Here is a 14,611-nt window from a genome sequence, read left to right on the forward strand (position 1 = left end):
TCTCAGGTGAGCTTCAGGTCCCCGTGCACGATCTGCCGGGCGACCGTGTCGAGGGACACGCCCTCGGTGAATGCCCGTGCCTTGATCAGCGCCAGCGCGTCGGTGACGGAACAGCCGATCCGTCCGGAAACCATCCCGGCTGCCTGGTGAACGGCGTCTCGGTGGTCGGTCCCGCCATAGAGCTCCGGGTCGGCGTCGGGGCCGAGGAGCACGATGCGGGTGAGGGCCTCGGCGACCTCGGCAAGGTGGGCCGGTCTGGCGGCGGAGGGCGGCGGATCGAAGACGGTCAGTGCCCCGATGCAGTGGTCCTGGGTCTGGAGCGGTAGGGCTGCCACCGAGGCGATGCCCAGAGGGGCGAGGGACGGCCCGTACCCCGGCCAGCGGTCCTCGATCTCCCGCCCCGCCACCTGGACCGGCCGGCGTCCTGCCGCCGCGTCCTGACCGGGACCCTCGCCGAGCACGTACTCGAGATCCTGCGCGGCGCGGGAGCGCTCGTCGGACACGGCGACGGCGAGCTGGTTCCGCCCGGAGTCGAGAAGGGTGATCGCCGCGCTGCGGGTACCGCACATCTCGGCGACCACGGCCATGAACTGCGGCCGGGTGCCGTGTCCGCTGTCCCAGGCCGTCGCGCGAAGGGCGAAGCTCTCCTGGAGGCGGGCGGAGGCGCGTTGGCACGCGGCCGTTCTGCGGTGCGTCCGAGCGATATGGGCATGGAACTCGTGCCCGGGTTTGGCGGCCAGGAGCTCGTGCCGCTCGGCGGCCGCCTCCGCCCGGTCCGCACGCTCGCGGGCCAGCGCGGCACGATTCCGTGCCACTGCTGCCAGGCCGAGACCGTCCTCGCGCCCCTGCGGGTCCATGAGGCCCAGAGTACGCCGGGCGCTCAGCCGGCGGTGTCGCTTCGGCTCGACTCCATCATCAGGACGACGCCGCCGTCGCGTCCGCCGAGCGGGGAGAAGAAGACATCGCAGGTGAGGGGTCGGCCAATGCGGCTCGTGGCCTCCACGCCGACCGGTCCGGAGCGCTTGCGGGTCTCCAGGCACCGCTGCACCACGGGCCGCAGCACATCGGTGGGCAGTCCGAAGTCCAGCTCGAAGAAGGACTCGTCCAGCACCTCGTCGGCGCGCAGACCCCACAGGTCGACGGCACCCCGGTTCCAGCTCCTGACCTTCAGATCCTTGTCCAGGACCACCACTGCCGCCGCGATGCTCGTCAGGACCGCCTCCAGGAATGCCCTGGCCTCGTCCAGTTCGTCGGTACGGATGCGCATCTCTTCGTTCATGGTCTCCAGTTCCTCGTTGCCGGACTGGAGCTCTTCGTTGGTGGTCTCCAACTCCTCGTTGGTGGACTGGAGTTCCTCGTTGGTCGTCTCCAGTTCCTCGATGCTGGACTGGAGCTCTTCGTTGGTGGTCTCCAACTCCTCGTTGGTGGACTGGAGTTCCTCGTACGCCGTCTCGAGGTCCTCCCGGATCCTCTTCACCTCGGTCTTCAGCTGGGTGGCGAGCGTGACGTCGGTGAAGGAGATCGTGGTGGCGACGTGCAGGCCGCTGGGCCCGGAGAGCGGGTGGATCAGGATGTCGTAGTACTGGACGTCGTCGCCCGCCCTGCGCTCGACCCGGTTGACCCGCAGGGTCCGGCGCTCGTGCGTGGACTGGTCGATCAGGGAGCGGAGTTCGACCGGGCGGTAGGAGATCTCCAGGTCCTGGAAGGGGCGGCCGATGTCGGTGGTGGTCAGGCCGAACTGGATCCTCGCCTGGCTGTTGATCACCACGACCGATCCGTCGCCGTCGAGAGCGATCAACGGGGCCGGTCCGGCGTCGAGGACCAGGTCGCGCAGCTGGCGGGTGCGCGCGACGGAGTGCAGCTCGACGCCGGCGCCGGATCTGATCTTCGGAGGGGCGGGGTGGTACGGCAGCCCGGCGTCGCCGGCCCGGCGCCTGAAGATGCGCTGGCGCATGTTCACGACCTCGAACCGCTCGGCGTCGTTGAGCAGCATCTCGGCCTTGCCGAGGAAGAGGACGCCGCCTGGGCGCAGGGCGAAGTGGAAGCGGTCGACGATCTGTGTCTGGGCCTCGGTGTTGAAGTACATCAGGGTGTTGCGGCAGACGAGCAGGTCCAGCCGGGAGATCGGGGCGTCCCGGGTGATGTCGTGCCGTCCGAAGATCACCCGCCGCCGCAGGTCGGGGCGGAAGCTGAACTGCGTGCCGTTCTGCTCGAAGTACTTCTCCCGCAGATCCACGGGGAGTGCTTCCAGGGACTTCGGCTGGTACAGCCCCGCACGGGCCTCGCGCAGCGCCTCCTCGTCGACATCCGTGGCGTAGACCTTGACCCGGCGCAGACACTCCTCCAGACCGAGGGCCTCCGCGAACATGATGACCAGCGAGAACGCCTCCTCGCCGCTGGAGCAGCCCGCGCTCCACACCCTGATCTCCTCGTCCGGCGTGAGCGCCGCGAGCAGCTCGGGGACCACATCGTGCTGGAGGAAGGCCCACGCGTCCGGGTCGCGGAGGAAGGAGGTGACGTTGATCAGGATCGTGTTGAAGAGGGCGCCGAACTCCTCCGCATTGGTCTCCAGGAGATCCTGGTAGTCCAGGTAGGAGCCGCTGCCGACGTCGGTCATCCGCTTGTGGATGCGCCGGGTCAGCGTGGAGCGTTTGTAGCCGGTGAAGTCGAAGCCGCGGGCTTCCCGGATGAAGCCGAGCAACTCCTCCAGCGCCTCGCCGTCCGACACGTCCCGCTCTTCGCCCATCAGCGCATCACTGCCTCTTGGCCTCGACAAGTCCGCGCACCACCGCGGCGATCTCCGCAAGGGGTAGCACGAAGTCCACCGCTCCCGTGTCGACCGCCGCCTGCGGCATCCCGGAGAACTCCGCCGACTGTGGATCCTGGGCGATCACCGTGCCGCCGCGCGACTTGACGGCATCGACTCCCATGGCGCCGTCCCGGCCGGTGCCGGTGAGCACACAGGCGATCGCCTCCGGCCCGTAGGCACCGGCAACCGATTCGAACAGGAGGTCGGCGGAGGGGCGTACGAAGTGGACGAGCTCGGTGCTGGTCAGGGTCAGGACGTTGTCGGAGCCGACGAGGAGATGCCGGTCGGGCGGGGCGATGTAGACGGTGCCGGGCAGCGCGACCTCCTCCGCCTCGGCGAGCTTGACCCGGAGTTCGGTGCGGCGGGCGAGGACCTCGGCGAGCACCGTCCGGTGCCGCGGGTCGAGGTGCTGGACGACCAGCACCGGCACCGGCAGATCGGGGCCAAGTGCCCCGAGCAGCGCGCTCAGTCCTTGGATACCGCCCGCGGACGACGCGACGGCGACGATGCTGTAGTGATCCGCGGGTGCCTGGTCGGCCGTCACGCTGCGAGCCTAGCGGAACCCGGGGCGGCCGGTGAGATGTGCAAGCGGCCGAGGCGGCGGACAGGGCGGAAAACGGCGCTCCGGACATGGCTCCGAGGCCCCTGGGTGGAATGTCAAGGCGATCCGAAGACATTTCCCTCTAAAGAAGGAATATCCTCTTGGGTGAAGCGTTTCTGTTCGATAGCCGTGCGTGCTCTGTTGTACCTCGGCCTAGAGTCGCGCTGTCGTCACCCGTGCTCCCGGTGGCTGTGGACCTCCGTCGTCGCCCGCACCGAGGCGGGCAACCCGCTGAACCCACGGTGATGCCGCCATGCCAGGGAATGCCACTCCCCCCTCCCCGCACGTTCGCACATACGAGACGGCAGGACGAACGGTCGTCGAGCTGTTCGGCGAAATCGACATAGCCGTCGTCCTCCGCATCACCGCTGAGCTGGACACGGCGACGGGCCGGCCGGAAACCGAGGTGGTGATCGATCTCGGTCCTGTCGATTTCCTGGACTGTTCCGGGCTGGGGCTGCTGTGTCGCGCACGGCGACGCGTCGAGGAACGGGGCGGACGTCTGACCCTTGTCTGTCCGCACCCCGTCATCCTCAAAATGCTCCGCATCGTGGGACTCGGCCACGTGTTCACCCCGAGGGCCACGTTGGCCGAGGCGCTCGACGGCGCGTACGTCCGCGAACTCAGGGCGGACGCGCGCCGGTGACGGCGTCCTCCAGAGTCGGAGACCGGATCCTTGTCTATTGCCTTCAGCGCCGCTCGCTCTAGGCTGTCAGTAGAGACCTGCCTGCTCATAGAAGAGGCAGCGTCGGCCCGTGCAGCGGGCCATGACCGACCCCGTGCCCCCGGGTCATGAGAGACACACCCGTCAGGTGGCCGGAGCCTCAGCCCTGCAACGGACCTGAACGGACTCCGCCCTCGTCCTCCCGGCCCGGTTCGAGTCGGGGCACACTCCCGCGTCGCCCCGAGCGGCCGTGAGGACGATCCTCGTGCGTGGACCTCGCTTGTGACAGGGGGGACGAGGTCCGCGCACACCGGCGGCCGTCGCCGCAGCCAGGCGACGGCCGCCATCATCGTGTTCCCGGGTGGCAGGCGTTCCCACTACGCGCGATCCGAAGCGGTCGTGCGGCGTGACGCTTCGTCCGTCCCGTCGTCCGTCGGGGAGGAGGCCTCCGCGGGCTCTGCCGCCGCCTTCTCTCCGAGCTTCCGCGCCCTCAACCGGCGCACACGCGCAAGGAGGTCGGAACGGGAGCCCCTGCTCCGGCGCCCCTGGACACGTGGGTCGTCGGTGACCTCGTACCGCTTCACGTAGGTCGCGAGGAACGCCTGGAGCGTGGCGACCGCGGGGATGGCGATGAGGGCGCCGACGGCGCCGAGCAGGGCGGTGCCGGCGATGACGGAGCCGAAGGCGACCGCGGGATGGATGTCGACGCTCCTGGCGGTCAGCTTGGGCTGTAGCAGGTAGTTCTCGAACTGCTGGTAGATCACGACGAAGAGCAGCACCCACAGCGCGTACCAGGGGTCGACGGTGAAGGCGATGAGCATCGGCAGGGCGCCCGCGAGGTAGGTGCCGACGGTGGGTATGAACTGGGAGACCAGGCCCACCCAGACGGCGAGCACGGGCGCGTAGGGCACGCCCAGCCACTCCAGAAGTATGTAGTGCGCGATTCCGGAGATGAGCGCCATCAGGCCGCGCGAATATATGTAGCCGCCGGTCTTGTTGACGGCGATCTCCCACGCGCGCAGCACCTCTGCCTGCTTGGCGGGCGGTAGTACGGAGCACATTGCGCGGCGCATTCGGGGGCCGTCCGCGGCGAAGTAGAACGAGAACAGCGCGATCGTCAGCAGCCGGAAGAGCCCTCCGAGGACCTGGCCCGACACGTCGAGGACGCCGGTGGCGCTGTTCTGGACGTAGTTGCGCAGCCAGTCGGAGCGGAGCAGGTTCTCCTGGACGTCCAAGCGCTTCAGCTTCGTGTCGAAGTGGACGTTGATCCAGTTGATGACGGAGTCGAGGTAGGCCGGGAAGTCCTCGACGATCTTGATGAGCTGCTCGGCGAGCATGGACCCGAGCAGTGTGACGAAGCCGATGGTCGCGATGGCGAGGCCGAGGAAGACGAGGAAGGTGGCCAGCCCGCGGCGCATGCCCCGCGAGGCCATCCGGCTCACCGCGGGCTCGATCGCGAGGGCGAGGAAGAACGCGATCAGGATGTTGATCAGCAGGCCGAGGAGCTGGTGGAAGGCCCAGCTGCCCAGCTGGAACACGGCGATGAGGGCGAGCGCGAGCATCATCGCGCGCGGCAGCCAGCGCGGCATGCGCGCACCCGGCCCGGTGGCCTGCCCGGGCGGGGGCTGAGCGCTCGGCGGCGCGTCGAATGCAGAGGCGCGCGGGGCGGCCTGACCGGTCTCGTCTGTGCTGGACACCGTGCAAGTCTCACCGACGCCACGCCGGGGCCGGACGCCGCCCCCGGCTCTGGTGGCCGCACAGCTGCCCTGATGCTGTCGGGAACCTGTGAATTTGTGTGATCACTGCGAGGCTGGGCAGACGCCGCTCTTATGAGCACCCCCATTCCGAGCACGGCAGACGAGGACACGGAGCAGAGCCTGAGCATGCAGGCGGCGCCGCCGCTCGACCCGTCGGCGGCGGAACGGCGAAGAGACGGAGGGCGGGGCTTTTCGTCGGCGCTGCGTGGTGGGCGGGTGGCGGGGCTGGACGGACTGCGGACGGTCGCCGTGGCGTTGGTGATCGTCTATCACGTGGAGCCGGACTGGGTGCCCGGAGGCTCCGTCGCGGTGGACGTCTTCTTCACGATCAGCGGCTTCGTCATCACCCGGCTGCTGGTCGCCGAGTACGCCCGGACCGGCCGCATCGGCCTGGGGTCGTTCTACCGGCGGCGGTGGCTGCGGCTGGGGCCGGCCATGCTGGTGATGTGCGCGGTCACCGCCTTGCTGTCCGTGGCGCTCCCGCTGCCGCTGTTCGACGGGGCGTGGGCAGCGGCGGCGCTGGCCGCGGTCTCGGTGGTCAACCTCGTACGGGCCGGGGAGCCGGGGCCGTACTCCGACCTCACCGCCCCGCTCAGCCACACCTGGTCCCTCGGAGTGGAGGAGCAGTTCTATCTGGCCTGGCCACTCCTGCTGCTGGTGCTGCTGCGGTACGCGACGGCGCGGACGGTCCTGGCCTGGCTCGCGGCACTGTGCATCCTGCCCGTGCTCTGGCGGCTGGCGCTGTGGGATCCCACGGCGGCACACCGCATCTACAACGGCCCCGACACCCGCGCCGACCAGCTCCTCGTCGGGGCCCTGCTGGCCGTCGTACTGGCCCGACTGCGCACCGACGACCCCCGGCTGGCGCTGCTGCGCCGATGGGCGGGACGGCTGTGCTGGCCCGCGCTCGCGTTGCTGGGGCTGGTCGCCTGGCGGATCCCGATCACGGAACCGAGCGGGTGGAACCCCGTGTGGTACACGGTCGGACTGCTGGCCGCCGCCGTTCTGTCGGCCGTGGTCGTGGCCGCGCTGGACCTGTGCCCGCGGACGTGGCACTCCCGTCTGCTGTCGGTGCCCGCCCTGACGTGGGTCGGGCGCAACCTCAGCTACGGGATGTACCTGTGGCACTACCCCGTCATCCGGCTGCTCTCCGACCTGGGCGTGGACGGCGACCGGCTGCTCCCCGCCGGCGTCGCGGCGACGGTCGCGGCGGCCCTCGCCTCGTACGTCCTCATAGAGCGGCCCTTGCTGCGACGCGACCGGTTCCGCGTGCGACGGTTGGAGCCGGTTGTCGCTTCGGTGCGTAGACCGGAGCCTTCGTGACGCCCTTGCCGAAGAGCTTGTGGTGCGGTGCGCACAGGCACGGTCCGTTGTCGACGTCGTCGGGGCCGTCCTGAGCCCACGGTCAGGACCAGCCCGCGCATCCGCCGTTCCGCCGCCTCCGGGTGACGGAGCTCGCGCCGCAGCGCACGTCTGAGGTCCGGCGTGAGTCGTCCGGTGGCACCCGACTCCCGAAGCTCCCGCAGGCCACCGCCTGGGCTGCTGCCGGTCGCAGGAGGCGGCGGACGCTCAGGTGGCGATCAGGAGTCGGCGACTCCCGGATCAGGCGGACGCGGGATCGGAGGCGGATTCCGACACGCTGCGCCAGGTCGAGTCGGCGTCGGTCAGGGCCTGTGCGGCGGCCTGGGCGTAGTGCATGGCGTCCCGGCCCAGGAGGAGCCGCAGTGGGGCGTCCTCGCGTCCGGCGAGGTCCATCACGATCGCCGCGATCCTGGCGGGATCGGCCGCCTGCTCTGCGATGGAGCGGGCGGCGTCGGCTCCGCGGATCATGTCGGCGAAGGCGCCGACGGTGGCCTGGTAGGGGGCGCTGATCGGCGGGACCGTCATGGACGAGCCGGCCCAGTCGGTGCGCATGCCGCCCGGTTCGAGGACGGTGACCTTGATGCCCAGCGGGGCGACCTCCTGGGCCAGGACGGTGGAGAACCCGCCCACGGCCCACTTCGCGCTCTGATAGGCGGCAAGTCCGGGCGAGCCGACCCGCCCGCCGATCGAGGACACCTGGAAGACGTGCCCCGAGCCCTGTTCGCGCAGGAACGGCAGGACCGCCTTGGTCACCTGGACGACGCCGTAGAAGTTGGTGTCGATCTGCGCGCGGAAGTCCTCGGGGACGACGTCCTCGATGGAGGCGATATCGCCGTAGCCGGCGTTGTTGACCACGACGTCCAGACGGCCGAAGGTCTTGATGCCCTCCTGAACGGCCTGCTGTACCTGGTTGTTGTCGGTGACGTCGAGAGCGAGGGGAAGGACCCGCTCTCCGTACCGGTCGGCCAGGTCGTCGAGTTGGGCGGGCTTGCGGGCCGTGGCGACGACCTGGTCGCCGGCCTCCAGGGCGGCCTCGATGATGGCGCGGCCGAGGCCGCGGGAGCTTCCGGTGACGAACCAGACCTTGGACATGACGGTGCTCGATTCTGTGAGGAGGGGATCTTGGCGATGAGGTCGAACGGGGCGTGGTCGAGGACCCGCGGGCCGATGGTGGGGCTGGCCGCCTGCCGTGCCAGCCGTCCATGCCGGGTGACCGCTGCGCCCAGGCGGGGCCATTTCAGACCGCCGGTCTGTTGGGTGCTTCCCAACGTAAGGGACCGTCGGTCTGATGCCAAAAGACCGGGAGTCTGTAAGGTGGGGTGCATGACGACCTTCCAGCGCGCGCGCAGCGAGGAGCAGCGCGAGATTCGGCGGCGGGCGATCCTCGACACCGCGGCCGCGATGCTCGACGAGATGTCCGTGAACGCGGTCAGCCTCAACGAGTTGAGCCGCCGGGTCGGGCTGGCCAAGTCGAACGTGCTGCGCTACTTCGAGTCCCGCGAAGCGATCCTGCTGGAACTCCTCGACGTCGCCTGGAAGGAGTGGGACAACGAGCTGCCCGAGCGCCTGGATGCCGCCCTCGACGCCGACGCCTCGGCAGCCCGCCGGGGCGAGCAGTTCGCGGCCACGCTCACCCGCACCCTCGCGGACCGGCGGATGCTGTGTGACCTGCTGAGCGCCCAGGCCGGCGTGCTGGAACACAACGTGTCGCCCGAGGTCGCCGCCCGTTACAAGAAGGTCGCCCTCGGCAACGTCGCCGACCTCGCCGCACTGGCCCGCGCCCACCTGCCCGAACTCGGCGAGCACGCCGAGCAGTTGTGCGGCCAGATGATCATGGCGGCCGGGGCGGTGTGGACCCACGCCCGCCCCTCGGCGGCCATGCTCGCCGCCTACCGGGACGACCCCTCCCTGGCCGCACACCGGATGGACTTCGCCCCGTCCCTGCGGGAAACCCTGACCACCCTCATCGCCGGGACCCTCGCCCGCGCGCGTTCCTGAGTCCCCAGCCCCCTCCGCAACTCCCTGGAGCAGACATGCGTGTGGTCATCTTCGGCGCCTCCGGCATGATCGGACAGGGCGTCCTGCGCGCCTGTCTGCTGGACGACAGCGTCACCGACGTCCTGCTGGTCGTACGCAGCCCCCTGAACGTGCCCCATCCGAAGGTCCGTGAAGTCGTCCACGCCGACTTCACCGACTTCCAGGCGATCCGGGACGAGCTGACCGGCCTGGACGCCTGCTTCTTCTGCCTGGGCGTGTCGTCGGCAGGACGCGACGAAGCGGCGTACACCCGCGTCACGTTCGACTACACGCTGGCCGCGGCCCGGGTGGTCGGCGCCGACAACCCCGCCCTGACCTTCATCTATGTCTCGGGCCAGGGCACCGACAGCACGGAGAAGGGCCGCACGATGTGGGCCCGGGTCAAGGGCCGTACCGAGAACGCGCTGCTGGCGATGGACTTCTACGCCTACATGTTCCGCCCCGGCTTCATCCAGCCCCTGCACGGCGAGGTGTCCCGCACGGGCAGCTACCGGGTGCTGTACCGGCTCACGTCCTGGGCCTTCCCCGTCCTGCGCCGCCTCGCCCCACGCCACACCACGACGACCGAGCACCTGGGCCTCGCGATGCTCGCCGTCGTCGAGCAGCAGGGTGCGGGGCCGAGGGTGCTGGGCAACGAGGACATCAACCGGCTCGGCTCTCGGTGACGGACCGGCGGCAGGGAGAGCGGAAGTGCGGGTACGGCACGAAGCCGCCCGCGTGGCTCAGGATGAACCGGAATTTCGGGTAGCGCCGGACGATGCCGTTGCGTACGAGGAGAAAGGCGGCCCGGGTGGTGTCGAGGAGGAAGTCCGCGGCGAACGACGGGATGTTCTCGACCGCGGGCGCCGGGAGTTCGGCCGGGTGGACGAAGGCGACGGCGGACCGGTCGTTCGTGGTCCGCCACAGTTCGTCCTGGCCGGCCGCGCCGAGGTAGGTGCCCTGGTTGTCGGCGAGGAGGATCACGCCGTCGGCGCCCAGGTCGTCCAGGGCGGGTGCGGTCGCGGAGGCGGAGGTGGCGGCGTCGGGCATCGGCAGGGTGGCGAAGCAGCCGAAGCGGCCCGGGTGTTCGACGGTGAGGGACGCGGCGAAGTCATTGAGCCGCCGGGCCGGGCGGCGGCTTCGGCCTCACCCCCAACGCCGCCTCGGGTTTCCAGTCGGGCAGCGCGCGGCCCCCGGCTTCGGCGCTGCCCGCCTTGGCGAGCAGGTCGCGGTAGAAGGGCGGGACGATGTGCTGGTGGACGTAGACGCGGTGGGTCATCCCTCGCTCCTCGCCGCCATCCGGATCGCCGCGTCGTAAACGAGCCGCGCGTGCAGCTCGAACAGCGCCACCAGGTCGACGGCGTCGCCAGTTCCGCCTCGGCGCCCGCTCCCTGGCCCACCCGGAGGCCACGGTCCCCGCGCTGAGCGGCAGCGGCATCCCCGACGACTGACACAGGGCACCGTCTCCATCGCCTGCGTGTATGCGAGGCGCAAAGGGTGGGGCGTTTTACGGTGTCTTGATGCGACTTGTTCCGTTGTGGGCCTTGCTTTCGTCGGGGTGTGCGCCTGTCCTCCTCATCGGAGGCTGGACGGTCGCGGCACGGCTCGAAGGGCCCGCCTACGACCCCGCCACCCAGACGATCAGCGTGCTGGCGGCCTACGGGTCGGCAGGATTCTGGGTGATGTCCGGAGCGCTGTTCGCCCTGGGTATCTGTCATTTGATGACCGCATGGGGCTTGCGGCCGGCCTCGTTCGCCGGGCGCGTGGCGCTGGGCGGGGGCGGAGTGGCGGCGGTGGTGGTGGCGCTGGTGCCGCCGCCGACCAGCGGGGGGTCCCTGCGGCACGGTTCGGTGGCGGTGGTCGGCTTTGCGCTCCTGGCGGTGTGGCCGGTGCTGGCCGCCGTGCGCGGCGGAGCCCCGCCGTGGGGGCTCAGGCCGGCGCCCTCGATCGCGGCGACCGTTCTGATGGTCGTCTCCGCCCTCTGGTTTCTGATCGAGATGCAGCAGGAAGACGGTGCCATCGGGGTGGCCGAACGTCTCGTGACGGCGATGCAGTCCCTGTGGCCCTTCGTGGTCGTCGCGTCCTGCGTTCGGCGGCCCCTCGGTGATCGGCTTTGAACATCACATTCCGTTTTTGAAAAGTTTCAAAAGGCCTCCGCGGTCCGCTGCGGTTTCCTCTGCCAAAGCCATGGACAGCCGTCCCAAGTGCCACTAGTTTCCCCGCCGATCGCAGTGAATCGATACAACCCGAGTCATAGCCGAAGGGATGACGGCGTGGACAACGGAATCGACCGCGAAACGAATGGCATACCCCGCAGAACCGTGCTTGCCGTGAGCATGGGTACGGCGGCCGCGGCGGCAGTGGCGACCGGAAGAGGTACGGCGTATGCCGCGCCGCCTTCGTCAGCTGAGACCTCCGTCTCCGCCCTGACAGTGGAACACCGAACGAACCCCCTGGGCGTGGACGCCCCCGCCCCCCGCTTCGGCTGGCACCTGCGCTCGCCGGCCCGGGGCCGACGCCAGACGGCGTACCAGATCATGGTGGCGACCGCCCCCGGCCGCGCGGACGTATGGAACAGCGGCCGGATCGACTCGGCGGACTCCGTGGCGGTGCCGTACACGGGCCCCGAACTCCATCCCTCCACCCGCTACTTCTGGACCGTACGGGTCTGGGACGAGAATGGCCGCAAGGTCTCCACCACCCCGACCGCCAGTTTCGAAACCGGTCTCCTCAGCACCGACGGTGCAACCGGCTGGCACGGTGCCAAGTGGATCAGCATGGCGGGCAAGCGTCCGAACACCGCCGGAGCGCCACTGCTCCGCCACGAAACCGTTCTCCGCAAGGCCCGCATCACGCAAGCCCGCCTCTACATATCCGCCCTCGGCGTCTACGAGGCCTACCTCAACGGCCGCCGCGTCTCCGTGCCGCAGGGCAGCGGCAGCACGTATGAGCTGCTCACGCCCGGCTGGACCAACTACGACACCGCCGTCAACTACATGACGTACGACGTGACCGAACTGCTCGCGGGCGAGCGGCGGGTCACGCTCGGCGCCGTTCTTGGCAACGGCTGGTACAACTCGCGCGTCAGTGAACCGGTCGACGGCGCGCCGGCGAGCAGGTACTACAGCAAGGACGGCAACCCCCTTGCTCTGAAGGCGAAGCTGCTGATCCGGTACGCCGACGGGACGACCCAGACGGTGGTCACCGCACCCGGCACCGGTTGGAAGGCCACCGACTCCGGCCCGTATCGGGCGGACGACATCTACGACGGGCAGACCTACGACGCCCGCAAGGAACTGCCAGGTTGGGCGGCAAACGGTTTCGACGACAGCGCCTGGTCGGATGTCGAAGTAAACGGTTTCGCCGCGAAGTTCCCCGACTCGAAGCTGGTCGCCTATCCCGGGGAGACGGCACGCCTGATGTCGGAGTGGGACCGCCGCCCGCAGTCCGTAACCGTCTACGACAAGGTCACCGGCGAAGAGGGCAGCCCCAACGGCAAGGGTCGTATCGTCGTCGACCCCGACCGCTCGACCACCGACCCGGCGCAGGCCGAGCGTGCCGAGGTCACCCTCCGCACCGGGGAAACCGCCGTCCTCGACCTGGGCCAGAACCTGGTCGGCGTCCCCCGCTACACGCTCAAGGGCCCGGCCGGCGCCGAAGTGGTCTTCCGCTTCGGCGAGATGCTCAACGACGACAGCGCGGGCGCCGACGGCCCCGAGGGCTCGGTCTACCTGGCCAACCTGCGCTCCGCCAAGGCGACCAGCACCTACGTCCTCAAGGGCGCTGAGGACGGCGAGACCCACGAGGACTCGCTCACCTTCTACGGCTTCCGCTACGTGCAGGTGCGGACCGTCACCCCCGACACCACCGTCACCGTCTCCGGCGTGACCGGCAAGGTCGCCACCTCCGCCATCCGCGACACCGGCACCGTCACCACCGATAACGACCTGGTCAACCAGCTGTTCAGCAATGTCCGTTGGGGTCAGCGCGGCAACTACCTCTGGGTCCCCACCGACTGCCCGCAGCGCGACGAACGCCAGGGCTGGACCGGCGACACCCAGGTGTTCTGCAACACCGCCCTCTACAACGGCGACGCCGTGAACTTCCTCAGCCACTTCCAGGAAACCCTGATCGCGTCACAGACGGCGTACGGCCTCGACGGCGCCCAGTTCCCGTGTATCGCCCCCGGCTCCCGGTACGCCTTCCCGGCCCCGGCGAGCGGCTGGGCCGACGCGGGCGTCATCGTCCCGTGGACCGTCTGGCAGATGTCGGGCGACACCACGGTGATCGACCGCAGCTGGGCCGCCATGACCAAGTACATCGACTGGATCCGCGCCAAGTCCGGTGACGCGTACGCCGGTCAGGGCGCGATCTTCGGCGACTGGCTGTCGTTCCAGAACACCAGCGCACAGCTGATGAGCGACGCCTACTTCGCGTACTCGACCCGGCTCGTGGCGGACATGGGCCGCGCCACCGGCCGTACGACCGAGGCCGCCGCGTACGACGAGCTGTCCGGGAACATCAGGAAGAAGTTCCTCGCCAAGTACCTCGCCACCGACGCGTCCGGCAGGCTCGTGCTCCGCTCCGGCCTCGGCAAGCCGCAGGACTGGGGCGAGCCCGCCCCGGCGGAGGACAACTCCCAGACCGCGCTGCTGTGGGCGCTCAAACTCGGCCTGTACGAGACGGACGCGCAGCGCCGCGAGCTGGTGGCCCTGCTCGCCGAGAACATCGAGAACTCGGAGGCGTACCAGCAGGCCCACCCGGACAGCGCCCGGGTCGACTATGCCGAGAACACGCTTTCCGTGGGTTTCCTGGGCGTCAACGTCCTCGCCCCCGTGCTCACGGCCGAAGGCCGCGCGGACCTGGCGTACGAACTGCTCCACCAGGACGCCATGCCGTCCTGGCTGTACTCGGTGAAGAACGGCGCCACCACCATCTGGGAGCGCTGGAACTCCTACTCCGAGGAAGACGGTTTCGGCCCGGTCGGGATGAACTCGTTCAACCACTACTCCTACGGCGCCATCGTGGAGTGGATGTACGAGGACATGGCCGGTATCGCCAAGGACCCGGCCCACGCCGGCTTCCGGCACTTCTTCCTCCGGCCGCACATCGACCCCACCGGGAAGGTCACGCGGGTGGCCGGTTCGTATGTCTCCCCGTACGGCGAGATCGTCAGCGAATGGACGGTGACCGGCGGGACGCTCACCCACCGTGCCGTGGTCCCGCCGAACACGACGGCGACCCTGAGCGTCCCGACGGCCGACCCGGACACGGTCCGCGAGGGCAGGACACCGCTGTCTCGGGTGCCGGGTGTGAAGTACCTGGGCCACGCGGACGGGGCCGCGAACTACCGCATTCCGTCCGGCAGTTACCGGGTGACCTCCGTGCTGCGCTGACGGTCG

The 14,611-nt window shown here is 69.6% G+C and carries 12 protein-coding genes and 2 pseudogenes; 6 read left to right on the forward strand and 8 right to left on the reverse strand.

Annotation, left to right across the window (positions count from 1 at the left end; genetic code table 11):
- Positions 1-2: 2 nt before the first annotated feature.
- The 3 genes from KCH87_RS03705 to KCH87_RS03715 are packed head-to-tail and all read right to left on the reverse strand — an operon-like array spanning position 3 to position 3,353.
- Positions 3-857, reverse strand: coding sequence for a GAF and ANTAR domain-containing protein (locus KCH87_RS03705; RefSeq protein WP_210584085.1), 855 nt, complete (start codon positions 855-857; stop codon positions 3-5).
- Between the two features lie 23 nt (positions 858-880).
- Positions 881-2,746 (reverse strand): CheR family methyltransferase, encoded by a 1,866-nt coding sequence (locus KCH87_RS03710; RefSeq protein ID WP_210584087.1) that lies wholly within the window; start codon positions 2,744-2,746, stop codon positions 881-883.
- Positions 2,747-2,753: 7 nt separating this feature from the next.
- Positions 2,754-3,353: a chemotaxis protein CheB gene (locus KCH87_RS03715; RefSeq protein WP_210584089.1), complete on the reverse strand. Its 600-nt coding sequence runs from the start codon at positions 3,351-3,353 to the stop codon at positions 2,754-2,756.
- 310 nt (positions 3,354-3,663) lie between these two features.
- Between KCH87_RS03715 and KCH87_RS03720 the strand changes: the two genes are divergently transcribed.
- Positions 3,664-4,056, forward strand: coding sequence for an STAS domain-containing protein (locus KCH87_RS03720; RefSeq protein ID WP_210584091.1), 393 nt, complete (start codon positions 3,664-3,666; stop codon positions 4,054-4,056).
- Positions 4,057-4,451: 395 nt separating this feature from the next.
- On the opposite strand, the gene KCH87_RS03725 is transcribed toward KCH87_RS03720, so the two are convergent.
- Positions 4,452-5,771 (reverse strand): AI-2E family transporter, encoded by a 1,320-nt coding sequence (locus KCH87_RS03725; RefSeq protein WP_210584093.1) that lies wholly within the window; start codon positions 5,769-5,771, stop codon positions 4,452-4,454.
- A gap of 132 nt (positions 5,772-5,903) precedes the next feature.
- Between KCH87_RS03725 and KCH87_RS03730 the strand changes: the two genes are divergently transcribed.
- Complete coding sequence (locus KCH87_RS03730; RefSeq protein WP_210584095.1) at positions 5,904-7,154, forward strand: acyltransferase; 1,251 nt, start codon at positions 5,904-5,906, stop codon at positions 7,152-7,154.
- Here the strand turns inward: KCH87_RS03730 and KCH87_RS03735 are convergent.
- A pseudogene (locus KCH87_RS03735) lies at positions 7,153-7,372 on the reverse strand (HNH endonuclease); the annotation flags it as partial. The gene KCH87_RS03730 and the pseudogene KCH87_RS03735 sit on opposite strands and share 2 nt — an antisense overlap.
- 61 nt (positions 7,373-7,433) lie before the next feature.
- Positions 7,434-8,285: an SDR family NAD(P)-dependent oxidoreductase gene (locus tag KCH87_RS03740; RefSeq protein WP_210584097.1), complete on the reverse strand. Its 852-nt coding sequence runs from the start codon at positions 8,283-8,285 to the stop codon at positions 7,434-7,436.
- 231 nt (positions 8,286-8,516) lie between these two features.
- Here KCH87_RS03740 and KCH87_RS03745 point away from each other — a divergent pair, with 231 nt between their 5' ends.
- Both KCH87_RS03745 and KCH87_RS03750 read left to right on the forward strand, forming a co-directional pair.
- A complete protein-coding gene (locus tag KCH87_RS03745) occupies positions 8,517-9,191 on the forward strand; it encodes a TetR/AcrR family transcriptional regulator (protein WP_210584098.1) in 675 nt (224 codons plus the stop codon).
- Between the two features lie 35 nt (positions 9,192-9,226).
- Positions 9,227-9,895 (forward strand): NAD(P)H-binding protein, encoded by a 669-nt coding sequence (locus tag KCH87_RS03750; protein WP_210584099.1) that lies wholly within the window; start codon positions 9,227-9,229, stop codon positions 9,893-9,895.
- Here KCH87_RS03750 and KCH87_RS03755 read toward each other — a convergent pair.
- Together KCH87_RS03755 and KCH87_RS48805 are read right to left on the reverse strand one after the other, a co-directional pair.
- Positions 9,873-10,280, reverse strand: a pseudogene (locus tag KCH87_RS03755) (amidohydrolase family protein); the annotation flags it as partial. The gene KCH87_RS03750 and the pseudogene KCH87_RS03755 sit on opposite strands and share 23 nt — an antisense overlap.
- Positions 10,281-10,320: 40 nt before the next feature.
- Positions 10,321-10,488 carry a hypothetical protein gene (locus KCH87_RS48805; RefSeq protein ID WP_247195692.1) on the reverse strand — a complete coding sequence of 56 codons (168 nt, stop codon included), beginning with the start codon at positions 10,486-10,488 and terminating at the stop codon, positions 10,321-10,323.
- Between the two features lie 241 nt (positions 10,489-10,729).
- Here KCH87_RS48805 and KCH87_RS03760 point away from each other — a divergent pair, with 241 nt between their 5' ends.
- Together KCH87_RS03760 and KCH87_RS03765 are read left to right on the forward strand one after the other, a co-directional pair.
- Positions 10,730-11,326 (forward strand): DUF998 domain-containing protein, encoded by a 597-nt coding sequence (locus tag KCH87_RS03760; protein ID WP_210584100.1) that lies wholly within the window; start codon positions 10,730-10,732, stop codon positions 11,324-11,326.
- 219 nt (positions 11,327-11,545) lie between these two features.
- On the forward strand, positions 11,546-14,605 hold the full coding sequence (locus KCH87_RS03765; protein WP_210584979.1) for an alpha-L-rhamnosidase: 3,060 nt from the start codon (positions 11,546-11,548) through the stop codon (positions 14,603-14,605).
- The last annotated feature ends 6 nt before the right edge of the window (positions 14,606-14,611 follow it).

Source organism: Streptomyces sp. GESEQ-35, assembly GCF_017948485.1.
In the GTDB taxonomy this organism is placed as follows: Bacteria; Actinomycetota; Actinomycetes; order Streptomycetales; family Streptomycetaceae; genus Streptomyces.

Bases quoted from the DNA above. Each gene is read 5' to 3' on its own strand.
- KCH87_RS03705 (WP_210584085.1), bottom strand. From the start codon at position 857: ATGGACCCGCAGGGGCGCGAGGACGGTCTCGGCCTGGCAGCAGTGGCA.
- KCH87_RS03710 (WP_210584087.1), bottom strand. From the start codon at position 2,746: ATGGGCGAAGAGCGGGACGTGTCGGACGGCGAGGCGCTGGAGGAGTTG.
- KCH87_RS03720 (WP_210584091.1), top strand. From the start codon at position 3,664: ATGCCAGGGAATGCCACTCCCCCCTCCCCGCACGTTCGCACATACGAG.
- KCH87_RS03730 (WP_210584095.1), top strand. From the start codon at position 5,904: ATGAGCACCCCCATTCCGAGCACGGCAGACGAGGACACGGAGCAGAGC.
- KCH87_RS03740 (WP_210584097.1), bottom strand. From the start codon at position 8,285: ATGTCCAAGGTCTGGTTCGTCACCGGAAGCTCCCGCGGCCTCGGCCGC.
- KCH87_RS03745 (WP_210584098.1), top strand. From the start codon at position 8,517: ATGACGACCTTCCAGCGCGCGCGCAGCGAGGAGCAGCGCGAGATTCGG.
- KCH87_RS03750 (WP_210584099.1), top strand. From the start codon at position 9,227: ATGCGTGTGGTCATCTTCGGCGCCTCCGGCATGATCGGACAGGGCGTC.
- KCH87_RS48805 (WP_247195692.1), bottom strand. From the start codon at position 10,488: ATGACCCACCGCGTCTACGTCCACCAGCACATCGTCCCGCCCTTCTAC.
- KCH87_RS03760 (WP_210584100.1), top strand. From the start codon at position 10,730: ATGCGACTTGTTCCGTTGTGGGCCTTGCTTTCGTCGGGGTGTGCGCCT.
- KCH87_RS03765 (WP_210584979.1), top strand. From the start codon at position 11,546: ATGGGTACGGCGGCCGCGGCGGCAGTGGCGACCGGAAGAGGTACGGCG.